Annotated in this window: 9 protein-coding genes; 5 read left to right on the top strand and 4 right to left on the bottom strand. The window is 42.3% G+C overall.

Going from position 1 to position 12,723, the window contains the following annotated elements; translation table 11 throughout:
* The first annotated feature begins 156 nt into the window (after nt 1-156).
* Both GTQ43_RS19390 and GTQ43_RS19385 read left to right on the top strand, forming a co-directional pair.
* On the top strand, nt 157-729 hold the full coding sequence (locus GTQ43_RS19390; protein ID WP_265274399.1) for a chemotaxis protein CheB: 573 nt from the start codon (nt 157-159) through the stop codon (nt 727-729).
* Between the two features lie 4 nt (nt 730-733).
* Entirely contained in the window at nt 734-2,776 is a 2,043-nt protein-coding gene (locus tag GTQ43_RS19385; RefSeq protein WP_265274398.1) for a response regulator, read from the top strand.
* 141 nt (nt 2,777-2,917) lie between these two features.
* Here GTQ43_RS19385 and GTQ43_RS19380 read toward each other — a convergent pair whose 3' ends face one another.
* Both GTQ43_RS19380 and GTQ43_RS19375 read right to left on the bottom strand, forming a co-directional pair.
* On the bottom strand, nt 2,918-4,168 hold the full coding sequence (locus GTQ43_RS19380; protein WP_265274397.1) for a family 3 adenylate cyclase: 1,251 nt from the start codon (nt 4,166-4,168) through the stop codon (nt 2,918-2,920).
* Between the two features lie 128 nt (nt 4,169-4,296).
* A complete protein-coding gene (locus GTQ43_RS19375; protein WP_265274396.1) occupies nt 4,297-4,668 on the bottom strand; it encodes a DUF2237 family protein in 372 nt (123 codons plus the stop codon).
* 898 nt (nt 4,669-5,566) lie between these two features.
* On the opposite strand from GTQ43_RS19375, the gene psbA reads away from it, so the two are divergent.
* Nucleotides 5,567-6,649: a photosystem II q(b) protein gene (gene psbA, locus GTQ43_RS19370; RefSeq protein WP_265274395.1), complete on the top strand. Its 1,083-nt coding sequence runs from the start codon at nt 5,567-5,569 to the stop codon at nt 6,647-6,649.
* Between the two features lie 289 nt (nt 6,650-6,938).
* Nucleotides 6,939-8,027, top strand: coding sequence for a chorismate synthase (gene aroC, locus GTQ43_RS19365; protein WP_265274394.1), 1,089 nt, complete (start codon nt 6,939-6,941; stop codon nt 8,025-8,027).
* An 89-nt stretch (nt 8,028-8,116) separates the two neighbouring features.
* On the opposite strand, the gene GTQ43_RS19360 is transcribed toward aroC, so the two are convergent.
* Nucleotides 8,117-8,413 carry a DUF3288 family protein gene (locus GTQ43_RS19360; RefSeq protein ID WP_265274393.1) on the bottom strand — a complete coding sequence of 99 codons (297 nt, stop codon included), beginning with the start codon at nt 8,411-8,413 and terminating at the stop codon, nt 8,117-8,119.
* A gap of 371 nt (nt 8,414-8,784) precedes the next feature.
* On the opposite strand from GTQ43_RS19360, the gene GTQ43_RS19355 reads away from it, so the two are divergent.
* The gene (locus tag GTQ43_RS19355) at nt 8,785-11,238 is read left to right on the top strand and encodes an ATP-dependent Clp protease ATP-binding subunit (protein ID WP_321162497.1); all 2,454 of its coding nucleotides are present in this window, start codon (nt 8,785-8,787) and stop codon (nt 11,236-11,238) included.
* A gap of 316 nt (nt 11,239-11,554) precedes the next feature.
* Here the strand turns inward: GTQ43_RS19355 and GTQ43_RS19350 are convergent, their stop codons facing one another.
* Nucleotides 11,555-12,649 carry an AI-2E family transporter gene (locus GTQ43_RS19350; RefSeq protein ID WP_265274392.1) on the bottom strand — a complete coding sequence of 365 codons (1,095 nt, stop codon included), beginning with the start codon at nt 12,647-12,649 and terminating at the stop codon, nt 11,555-11,557.
* Nucleotides 12,650-12,723: the final 74 nt, after the last annotated feature.

Here is a 12,723-nt window from a genome sequence, read left to right as displayed (position 1 = left end):
GGGGGGTAATTCGACTTGTGTATACACCGTAGCTTTATAAGGGGGGATTAAGGGGGGTAATAATTTGATTAAAATCACAACATACAACTTTTCAAACAACCTCTAAGCGCCAGGTATATTTGCAAAGGTGAGATGCTTCCTGTGAGGACTAAACAAGTGTCGTTTAAAATTGTCGTGATTGGTACTTCTTTAGGCGGATTATCAGCATTAAAAATTATTCTGGGAAAGTTACCAGCAGATTTCTTAGTGCCGATCGCGATCGCGCAACACCGTCACAAGGAATCTAACAACACACTCCAGGAGTTATTGCAAGAATCTACTTCATTACCGATTCGAGAAGTGGAAGACAAAGACGAAATCCTGCCAGGACATATCTATCTAGCTCCAGCAGATTATCATTTATTGGTTGAACCAGGTCACTTTGCTCTTTCGACTGATGAGCCGGTTTCTTATGCCAGACCATCTGTTGATGTGCTGTTTGAGTCAGCAGCTGATGTCTACACCGACCAAGTTATTGGTGTAATATTGACAGGAGCAAATCAAGATGGTATGCAAGGTCTTAAGAAAATAAAAGCGCGGGGAGGAATAACTATCGTACAAGAACCTGCCACAGCCCAGAGCGATATTATGCCAGAAGCAGCAATTTCTGCTGTTACAGTAGACTGGATTTTGACACTCTCAAACATTGCTTCCCAAATGGTCAAGCTTTGTCACTCATCACGGAAATAAGCCCATGCAGATGGAATCCAAAGTAAACATCCTCCTAGTGGATGATAAACTAGAAAATTTGCTAGCACTAGAAGCAATCCTGGAAAAACTAGGAGAGAATTTGGTGAGAGCTACTTCTGGGGAAGAAGCTTTGAGGTGTCTGCTACATCAAGACTTCGCCGTGATTTTGCTAGATGTGCAAATGCCAGGGATGGATGGCTTTGAAACTGCTACCTTAATTCGGAATCGGGGGCGATCGCGTCACACCCCAATTATCTTTCTTACCGCCTTTAGTACCAGCGACCAAATGCTGTTTAAAGGCTATGCCTTGGGTGCAGTTGATTATTTACTCAAACCATTAGATCCCAATATTTTGACTTCCAAAGTCACAGTATTCGTAGAACTATTTAAGAAAACAGAAGCCATCAAGCAACAAGCAGCACAACTGGTAGCTGTGAATGGGTCACTCAGGCAAAGTGAAGAACGATTGCGATCGCTAAGTACTTGTTCACCCGTCGGCATTTTTGAAATTGATACTGAAGGGGGATGTAGATATACAAATCCTCGTTATCAAATAATTTGTGGCTTGAAAGCGGCAGAAAGTTTAGAAAAAAGCTGGTTAGAATCTGTTCATCCAGAAGATCGAGAACGAGCAGTTGCCAGTTGGTCTAACTACATTTGTGAAGGTCGTGATTACTCTGAAGAGTTTCGCTTTCAAACTGTTCATGGCATCGTCCGTTGGGTTCAGGTTCGCTCATCACCAATGCTTTCCGGTCAAGGGGAATTATTGGGATATGTCGGCACTCTCGAAGATATTACCGAACGCAAGCAAGCAGAAGAAGTCCGCGCTCAAGTAATTAGAGAACAAACCGCAAGACAAGAAGCAGAAGCCGCAAATCGGATGAAAGATGAGTTTCTCGCCGTTCTCTCCCATGAACTCCGCACACCCCTAACCTCAATGTTGGGCTGGTCAAAAATTCTCCGCTCTAAGAAACTTGACGAGAAAGCCACTTCCCGCGCCCTAGAGGCCATTGAACGCAATGCTATATCTCAGATGCAACTAATTGAAGATATCTTAGATGTATCTCGGATTATCCGTGGACAGTTGCGATTAAATGTGTCTGCGGTAAATCTTATCTCAGTCATGGAGGCAGCCTTAGAAGCAGTGCGTCCCCTAGCAGACCCAAAAGAAATTCAATTAACTACTGTCTTAGATACTTCAGTCGGTTCAGTTTATGGCGATCCAGCCCGGTTACAGCAAATAGTATGGAATCTACTAACTAATGCGATTAAGTTTACCGCTAAAGGTGGCAGGGTAGAAGTGCATTTGTCAGTAATCCCTGGTGAAGAACAAACAACTCAAAAATACGCCCAAATTCAAGTTATCGATACAGGCATTGGCATCAGTTCCGAGTTTTTACCAAAAGTATTCGAGCGTTTCCGGCAAGCAGACAGCACCACAACGCGATCGCACAATGGATTAGGATTAGGACTAGCGATCGTCCGTCATTTAGTAGAACTGCACAAGGGTAAAATATTTGCCCAAAGTCCAGGCAGTGGACAAGGAGCAACTTTTACTGTCAGGCTGCCACTGCTACAAGACAATAGAGGCAATAGGGGAAATAGAGAAGCCACAGGAGAAATTTCTTCCTCTGTGGCATCGACACCCCTTGCTGGATTAAGAGTTTTAGTTGTAGATGATGAAGCAGATACCCGTAACTTTCTCAGTTTTATGTTTGAGGAGTATGGAGCTTTTGCCACTGCGGTAGCATCAGTTGATGAAGCACTTGCAATACTTGAACAAGCAAAAACAGATATCCTAATTAGCGACATCGGCATGTCAGAGCAAGATGGTTATACACTGATTCGGAAATTGCGCTGTTTAGAACCAGAAAGAGGTGGATGTATCCCAGCGATCGCTTTAACAGCATACACGCGAGAAGAAGATCGCTTAGAAGCGCTTTCAGCAGGGTTTCAACAGCATTTATCTAAGCCAATAGACCCCACTAAATTGATTGCTATGGTTGCCAGTGTATTAAAACTACCTGTTCAAGTTCCAGTAAGTTGATTTTGAACTGGGGAATGGGAAATAGGAAATTAGGAGCATCCGTGAGACGTGAAAGTATTATTGCATCACGGATATCTTCCTAAAAATTGCATTCAATAAAAATAATTTGTTTGATTTTTACCTTTTACATTTATTAGTTATTTAGCCCTCATATATAGTAATTTCCACTCCAGAAACTGTATACGTGATTTCAGTAAATTGGCTTATCTCTATTAACTCTTTCATGCTATAACTGAGATATATTTTTCCAAATTTTCCTTTATCTTGAGCCATTTTAGAAGCAATATTTACCGGATTTCCAGCTATATCTTTGCCACCAACAGCTAAATCAAAAACTAAAACTGGGCCAGCATCAATGCCAATTCGAGAAGCAAGACCTTGTGCAGCTAGCTCTTGACGAAATGTTTGAGCAAAGTTTAGGGCTGCCATAGCCTCATCAAAAACATAAATTCCTATAGTACCAACGACCTTAATTTCTATGCCGTTGTTTTGATTAACGAGCCGCGCTCCGATATCTTTTAACCTAGCAGCAAGCGATAGGTTAGTGAACATACCTGACTCATGGGCTTCAGCCTCTTGACTTTCCCGCTCAATTAAGACAACTACCTGATTTTGCAAGTACTTACTTGCTAATTTCTTACCCAATTCTGTGTCAGTTAACCTATTTTCATATTCGATTAAATCAGCATAAAAACTTTCAGAATAAGGAATTGGATATTTAGTATTTAAAGGCGGTTCTTCAGATAAACCTGGCCCATCTAATACCCGGAAAAGATTCCCAATTTTTGTTGTAATTTCGCCTTTTTTAACCAGAGTAAAATTGTGGTTACTTGGTAGTAGCTCATAAATGTCTTGGCTAATAGCTATTTCACCACCTTCTGTATCATTTTCAGCAATCTCTTCAATCACATCAGCTTCTAATCCATACAAGCCACCGTTAATATAGTAAAACTCGCCATAGTGCGCGCCGAGACCAATTTTAATTTGACAACGCTTACTAATTTCGCGCTGAATTGATAGCAGTGTTGATAAAAGAGTTTCAGCACTAACTGATGCTGGATAAAACATTTGTGTATTGTCTGCGGCCCAAATCCCAATTCCCTGCCCACCAATAGCGCTACCAAAGCTGTAAACAATTTCTTTGGGCTGGTTAATGATTGCCAAAATTTCTAGCAAGCCTTTTTGCCTGGTTAGCTTTGTGAGTCCAGCAGAATCAGAAGATACACTATAACCTTTGACTTTATATGGTTCTAGTAACTGCAAGGCTGTTTCTTGGGTTTGCTCGCTTTCTAACCACTGTTTAACTAATCTTAGAGGTAATGAACCAATGATGTCCTGACTAATGTCAAACAAGGCTGGAGAGTATTGCTCTGAGCTAAATCTGCTAGTCATTTCTGATTTATCTTAATGTACAAATATTCCTAAAACATCTTTATAATCTCAGCATCAAAACTAATATGCAAGGACAGATAAGACAGTTAAGGAAATCGTTAAAACAGTTAACAATCCCCAATTCCCAATTAAGACGAAGTTACGGTATGTTTTTTCAATTCTTCTAAAGAAACCACTTCCAAGGCTCTAGCATGGGTTGCAGAGAGAATAACGGGTGGAGCAACGCCAGCTTCGAGAGCTTCTTGCCAGCGAGAAGCACACAAACACCAGCGATCGCCAGGCTTCAATCCAGGAAAATTAAAATCAGGAACAGCTGTGCTTAGGTCGTTCCCCCGCGATTTTGTAAACTCCAGGAATTCTACGGTCACTTCGGCACATATAACGTGCGACCCGAAATCCTGACCACCTGTGCGACAAAAACCATCGCGGTAAAACCCAGTCATAGGAGAAGTGCAGCAGGATTCTAGGTTTCCACCAATTACGTTTTTAGCTTCTATCATTGTTAATTTATTGCAGTTGATTTTTCACTCTGACATAAGCCTATATTGACACTTCCGTAGTTAAATAAAAATCGCTATCCCTGATTAATTCTGAAAAGCAGGGAATTCTAGAATTACTACTCATAAGTACTTGGACAGAATTAATTACACAATGTCATTGCGAATGAAGCGTAAAGCCTTCGGCATAGCTTCGCTTAACGCAGTAGCGTCTCCAAGGGTTGCGTAATGAAGCAATTCACTTGCGGTTGGGATTGCAACGCTGTACTCGCAATGACTGTAAATATTTTTGTCCAACTACTTACCAAGTAGCAAAGCTTACGGTTATTGGAAATGGTGCAATATCTCAATAATAGTTCTAATAAAAACCCCTGGTGGTTAGCCAGGGGTAATGCAAGTCAGTACTTTTTCGCATGGAATGTATCCTACTCAAATACCATAGCAACCGTCTAATTTAGAGATATGCCATTTTGCCAAACAAAAAAAGCCCCCAGTCGTAAGCTGAGGGTTAATTTTTTAGGAATAGCGGTAATCTACAAAGCTATTATTCCCAGAACAGCAGACAAGAAGTAAGTCGGCGTGAAAATTTCAATGTATGTCATTGCGAATGTAACGAAGTGGAATGAAGCAATTGCAAGGGTCTTATATTTTTTACATTCTGTTACATAGTTAGGTTTATTTGTACCGAATTACTGATAAGCAGAATTTCTACAACTATTGTGATGTCATACCAAAGAGAACTTCGGCGTGTCCTGACGTTTTCATAAGAAAAACTAATGAATTGTATCAGCTTTACTGAAGTAATAAAACTTGATTAAAAAATGTAAAGCATTGTAAAGTGTATTCACAGGCAAAGACAAACGAGCCTGATTCATAAATCACTAACCGCACTTATAAAACAATGACAACAACCTTACAACGCCGCGAAAGCGCCAACGTATGGGATAGATTTTGTGAGTGGATCACCAGCACCAACAACCGGATTTACATCGGTTGGTTCGGCGTAGTCATGATCCCCACCTTACTAGCAGCCACCGCTTGCTTCGTAATCGCCTTCATCGCCGCACCACCAGTAGACATCGATGGAATCCGCGAACCAGTAGCAGGTTCCTTAATCTACGGAAACAACATTATCTCCGGTGCAGTAGTACCATCCTCCAACGCCATCGGCTTGCACTTCTACCCAATTTGGGAAGCAGTATCCTTAGATGAGTGGTTGTACAACGGCGGTCCTTACCAATTGGTAATCTTCCACTTCCTGATCGGCGTATTCTGCTACTTAGGTCGTGAATGGGAACTATCCTATCGCTTAGGTATGCGTCCTTGGATTGCGATCGCATATTCAGCACCTGTAGCAGCAGCAAGTGCAGTATTCTTGGTATACCCCATCGGACAAGGTTCCTTCTCAGATGGTATGCCCCTCGGTATTTCAGGAACATTCAACTTCATGATCGTGTTCCAAGCAGAACACAACATCTTGATGCACCCCTTCCACCAACTAGGTGTAGCAGGTGTATTCGGTGGTTCTTTGTTCTCTGCAATGCACGGTTCTTTGGTAACATCTTCCTTGGTTCGTGAAACCACAGAAACCGAATCTCAAAACTACGGTTACAAATTCGGTCAAGAAGAAGAAACCTACAACATCGTAGCGGCACACGGCTACTTCGGTCGTCTAATCTTCCAATACGCTTCCTTCAACAACAGCCGTTCACTGCACTTCTTCCTCGCAGCATGGCCTGTAATCGGCATCTGGTTTACCGCCTTGGGTGTCAGCACAATGGCGTTCAACTTGAACGGTTTCAACTTCAACCAATCAATCATTGACTCTGAAGGTCGTGTGATTGCAACTTGGGCGGATGTCATCAACCGCGCTAACCTGGGTATGGAAGTCATGCACGAGCGCAATGCTCACAACTTCCCCTTAGATTTGGCTGCTGGTGATGTTGCTCCTGTAGCTCTTACCGCTCCTGCTATCAACGGTTAATTCTGAAGTATTAACTAAATAGTTAAAAAAAGCGCTCTCCTAAAAAGGAGAGCGCTTTTTAATTTACTATATTTTTATAAACATCTAGGAGTTCTCGAACGCAGTACCCACAGGGCATTAAACCCCATAGCATATAGTTTTACGTAAGTCCTAATGTAATTGGATAAAAACTCAGAGATACTGTTGGATAAATACTAGAAAATAGCGAAAAATTCTACAAAAAGCAAAGACAAACTTTTGTAATAACTCTAGCTAAAGTGAATACATAATCATCTTTTTCTTCAAAATTATGGGCAATATTTTTGGTCATCTATTTCGCATCAGTACTTTTGGCGAGTCTCACGGCGGTGGTGTGGGAGTTGTCATAGATGGTTGTCCTCCACAACTAGAAATTTCGGCGGAAGAAATTCAAGTAGAACTAGATAGAAGGCGACCAGGACAAAGTAAAATTACGACTCCTCGCAAAGAAGCGGATACCTGCAAGATTTTATCAGGGGTATTTGAAGGCAAAACACTGGGAACGCCGATCGCAATTTTGGTACATAATCAAGATACTCGTCCCCAAGATTACGACGAGATGGCTGAGAAATATCGTCCTTCTCATGCAGATGCAACTTATGATGCAAAATATGGCATTCGCAATTGGCAAGGTGGGGGTAGGTCGTCAGCGCGTGAGACAATTGGCAGAGTAGCAGCAGGTGCGATCGCTAAAAAAATTCTTCGTCAAGTTGCCAATGTCGAAATTATTGCTTACGTTAAGCGCATCAAAGACTTAGAGGGTGTCGTTGACCCCAATACTGTCACCTTAGAGCAAGTAGAAAGCAATATCGTTCGCTGTCCTGATGCTGAATGTGGCGATCGCATGATTGAATTAATTGAGGAAATTGGTAGACAAGGCGATTCTATCGGTGGTGTCGTAGAATGCGTAGCGCGAAATGTGCCGAAAGGTTTAGGCGAACCAGTATTTGATAAATTAGAAGCTGATATCGCTAAGGGTGTCATGTCTCTCCCTGCTAGCAAAGGCTTTGAAATTGGTTCCGGTTTTGCGGGAACCCTGCTAACAGGAATTGAGCATAATGACGAATTTTATATCGATCCAAATGGTGAAGTTCGGACAGTAACAAATCGTTCTGGCGGTATTCAAGGCGGCATTTCTAACGGGGAAAATATCATTTTGCGAGTGGCATTTAAGCCGACAGCAACAATTAGAAAAGAGCAGAAAACTGTCACTCGTGAGGGTGAAGAAACATTATTAGCAGCGAAAGGACGACACGATCCTTGTGTATTACCGCGTGCAGTTCCAATGGTTGAGGCAATGGTCGCCTTGGTGCTATGTGACCATTTGTTACGGCATCATGGGCAATGCAAGGTCTTGTAGGCTATATCTGGACTGAGAGACGCGATTCATCGCGTCTGTACAAGAGTTTGGAAGTGCAAGGGAATAATTAATGCCCAATGCCCAATTCCCTAATTCCAATCCTGTTCATCTTTTTTGCCGCGACTTTTGTAAATACCACCCAAATCGTGAATTTGGCGAGTTTTCTCAAAAAGCTCGGCTTCGGTCAAACCCCACTGCTGCAAGACTTTATCCAAATCTTTTTGGATGTCTCTTGCCCCTGGAAAGCCTTGATAACGCATTCGCAGTCTGGCTAATTCTGCTAAATTATAGTCTGTCGCCTCTTGAACGAGTAAAATATCAATAAGAGGGCGATCGCGGTTATAAAGAGGATGTTGTTGGTCTTTACCAACCGTTGGTTCAGTCATCGTGAGTCCTGAGTGTCGTTAGCGGTAGCGGTGCATTTAGCCCGTTTTGAGTCCTGAGTTTTAAGTTTAGCCGAGAGCAGAGGAGCAGAAAAGGCAAAAGAAAATCATCTTCTCCACTGAAAAACTAATTGTAAAATTGAGAACTCCTGTACAGACGCGATTAATCACTTCTTCTCTTGTACAGACGCGATTAATCGCGTCTCTCCTAAATCCTCTTAGACGGCTAGTACACCTGATGTCTTACGGCTCTCACCACTGCCACTTAACTTTAAATAAAGTTACATTAGTCCTTAAGAAAATACAAAAAACTTTAGATGAGGGTGAAATTTATCTCACCCAAAGTCCAAGCAGCGAGGGAGCAATAACCCATTATGTTTGAACACTTCACTTCCGAAGCCATTAGAGTAATTATGTTAGCTCAGGAGGAAGCACGTCGCCTGGGACATAACTTCGTAGGAACTGAGCAAATTCTCCTGGGTTTGATGGGAGAAGGAACTGGGGTTGCTGCTAAAGTGCTGGCCGAATTAGGCGTTACCCTCAAAGATGCCCGCCGCGAGGTAGAAAAAATAATTGGTAGGGGTTCTGGCTTTGTACCACCAGAAATTCCTTTCACTCCCAAGGTAAAAAGCCTCTTCGAGCAATCTTTTAAAGAAGCTCATAGTCTGGGACAAAATTACATCAACACTGAACATTTACTCTTAGGATTAACCGAGGCTGGTGAAGGTGTAGCCGCCAAAGTTCTGCAAAATCTAGGGGTTGACTTTAAGACTGTTCGTAGTGCCATAGTTCGCCGTTTGGGTGAAAATGCACCGGCTTTCGCTGGTAGTGGTAATCAAAAGCGCACCCAACCACTAACGATGGAAGAATATGGCAGAAATTTGACCAAATTAGCGCAAGAAGGCAGACTCGACCCCGTAGTTGGTCGTGAGAAAGAAATTGAGCGAGCGATCCAAATTCTCGGTCGCCGCACTAAGAATAACCCGGTGTTGATTGGTGAACCAGGAGTTGGTAAAACTGCGATCGCAGAAGGTCTAGCTCAACGTATTATCAATCAAGATGTTCCCGAAACCTTACAGGACAAGCAAGTTATCAGCCTCGATATGGGGTCATTGGTAGCTGGAACTCGCTTCCGTGGCGATTTTGAAGAACGCATCAAAAAAGTCGTGGAAGAAGTTCGCACTGTCGGTAATATCATTCTGGTAATTGACGAAATTCACACCTTGGTCGGCGCTGGTGGTACAGAAGGTGGTTTGGATGCAGCTAACATCCTCAAACCAGCCTTAGCACGGGGTGAACTCCAGTGCATCGGCGCTACTACCCTTGATGAATATCGGAAGCACATCGAGCGCGATGCTGCCCTAGAGCGTCGTTTCCAACCAATTATGGTTGGGGAACCCTCGGTAGAGGAAACCGTACAAATTCTTTACGGCTTGCGCGGTGCTTACGAACAGCACCACAAAGTCACAATTTTGGATGCGGCACTTGTCGCCGCCGCAGAATTATCAGACCGCTATATTAGCGATCGCTTCTTGCCCGACAAGGCAATAGACTTAATTGATGAAGCTGGTTCTCGCGTTCGTCTGCGGAATTCTCAAAGTTCTCCCAATAAGGAACTCAAGCGCGAACTCGCTGGCGTTACCAAAGAAAAGGAAGCAGCAGTCAGAGTCCAAGATTTTGACAAAGCTGTAACCCTACGCGACCAAGAGTTAAAACTCGCCGAACAAGTGCAAGCAACGCTTACACCAAACGAGCAACCTGTCAACTCCACTGTAGTTGACGAAGAAGACATTGCCCAAATCGTTGCCTCTTGGACTGGCGTACCAGTCAACAAACTAACCGAATCTGAATCAGAATTGCTTCTCCACCTAGAAGACACTCTGCATCAACGGCTAATCGGTCAAGAGCAAGCAGTTTCGGCTGTATCTCGTGGTATCCGTCGCGCCCGTGTTGGCTTGAAGAATCCCAATCGTCCCATTGCTAGCTTTATCTTCTCTGGCCCTACCGGAGTCGGTAAAACAGAATTGGCGAAGGCATTAGCTTCCTACTTCTTCGGTGCAGAAGATTCAATGATTCGGCTAGATATGTCCGAATACATGGAAAGCCACACCGTCTCTAAGTTAATTGGTTCGCCTCCTGGTTATGTCGGATACGACGAAGGCGGACAACTTACAGAAGCCGTGCGGCGGAAACCTTACACAGTGCTGCTATTCGACGAAATCGAAAAAGCACACCCCGATGTATTCAATATGCTGCTGCAAATCTTGGATGACGGTCATCTTACCGATGCCAAAGGTCGGAAAGTGGACTTCAAGAACACGCTGATCATTTTGACTTCCAACATCGGTTCCAAGGTGATTGAAAAAGGCGGTAGTGGTTTAGGCTTTGACTTCGACACTCAAGCCGACGCTAGTTATAACCGCATCCGCACCTTGGTAAATGAGGAATTGAAAGCTTACTTCCGTCCTGAGTTCTTGAACCGTCTCGATGAAATTATCGTCTTCACCCAACTTTCTAGGGATGAAGTGAAGCAAATCGCTGAGATTATGCTTCGTGAAGTTTCTAAACGCTTGACAGAAAAGGGAATTATTCTGGAAGTTAGCGATCGCTTCAAAGAACTTGTAGTCCAAGAAGGCTATAACCCCAGCTACGGCGCTAGGCCATTACGTCGGGCAATTATGCGCCTTTTGGAAGATTCTCTCGCCGAAGCAATGCTGTCTGGTCAAATTGCAGATGGAGATACAGCGTTTATCGATGTTGATGATGACTCTCAAGTGAGAGTGCAAAAATCAGAAAAACGAGAATTGCTCTTGGCAAATGTTGGCTAATTTTATACCCGATCGCTTTTTGTTGTATTATTTGAGTAATACTGTAGCCTCTCATCTAAGTAGAGGTACAAGCAGGGGCATCTCCGACAAACATAAAGTGAAATGGTATTATTTCTTACCCCCAGTAGAAATGCTGGGGGCTTTTTTATGCAATTTTATTTTTAGTGGGCAATACCCACTTACCCACAGGTGTTTATACTGATTTCAAAATATAATCCTTGTCACAAGGGTTAATTTACCACACTGAGCAATAGTGAGATGTTCCTCTTAGTGTTAGCAGTAGATATAGCATCTTATTTTTATAAACAACTCATTTCTATACTGATTCCTCTGGCAACAATTCTGATGCTACTTTACTATCAACTACATTTTCGGAATCATCAAATTTAGAAAAACCATCTGCTGTATCTTTGATAAAACCAGCTACAGGTACTGCGATTAGCAAACCCAAGACTCCACCAATATTGGTTCCGACAAGTAAAGCGATTAACACCCATATTGGTCTAAGTCCAGTAAATCTGCCCAAAAGCCTTGGTGCGATCGCCTGATCGATTAATTGGTCAATAATAACAGCTACTGCCAAAATCTTCACTGCTAGCCAAAAGTCATGTGTCGCTAATATTAGAGTTATTACAATCAAACTAATGACATCACCAAAGGGAATTAAGCTCAAAAGTCCAACTCCCAAACCAAAGAGTAAAGCAAACTGGACTTGAAAAGCTAAAAACATTAATGTCTCTGAAAGTCCCATCAGCAAAGCCAAAGTTCCCTGCCCAATCAAATAATTTTGGAAGTTTTGCTGAATAGACTGGCTTACTTGTTGGGCAAAATTACCCGATAACTTCTTAAATATCCCCTCCCAAATTCTTGGGCCATCTAACAACAGATAAAAAGTTAGCACTACTATAATTAAAGCATCAGAAACACTATCGATCGCATCTATAATAATGCTTAAAAGTTTATCGGAAACAAACTCTAATTCATTGGGTAATTGGTCAGTTACTCTTGTTAATAACTGACTCAAATTTACATTTAATTTGTGCCGAGAAAACCAATCATTTAAAATCTGAAGCTTTTCTTCACTAGAATCAATCCATTGGGGAAGAACTTTAGCCATCTCATGAAATTGCTCTACAACAATGGGAACTAAAGTGATACCTAGTGCAACGATAATTACCAATGCTGATATAAAAACTAATGCTACTCCGTAACTGCGTTTAACTCCCCGCTTTTGGAGAATGGTAACGGGATAGTTTAAAACGAATGCAAATAAAGTAGCTAATATAAGAATTGTGACAACAGGCTGAAAATTGTTAACTAGCAAAAATGCCAGCCAACCATTAAGAAACACTAAAGGAAATAGCAACGTGAAAATTAACCATTTAATTAGTTGATTGAGTGAAAAATTCATAATGAATTTAATAGCCAATTTTTTTTAGTTACTAGATTTTACCTGGAAATTCAATATACTCAATCAACGGCAAA

This window comes from Nostoc sp. KVJ3 (genome assembly GCF_026127265.1).
Classification (GTDB): domain Bacteria; phylum Cyanobacteriota; class Cyanobacteriia; order Cyanobacteriales; family Nostocaceae; genus Nostoc.
The sequence above is the reverse complement of the archived record's forward strand: the minus strand, read 5'-3'. Positions and strand labels throughout refer to the sequence as shown.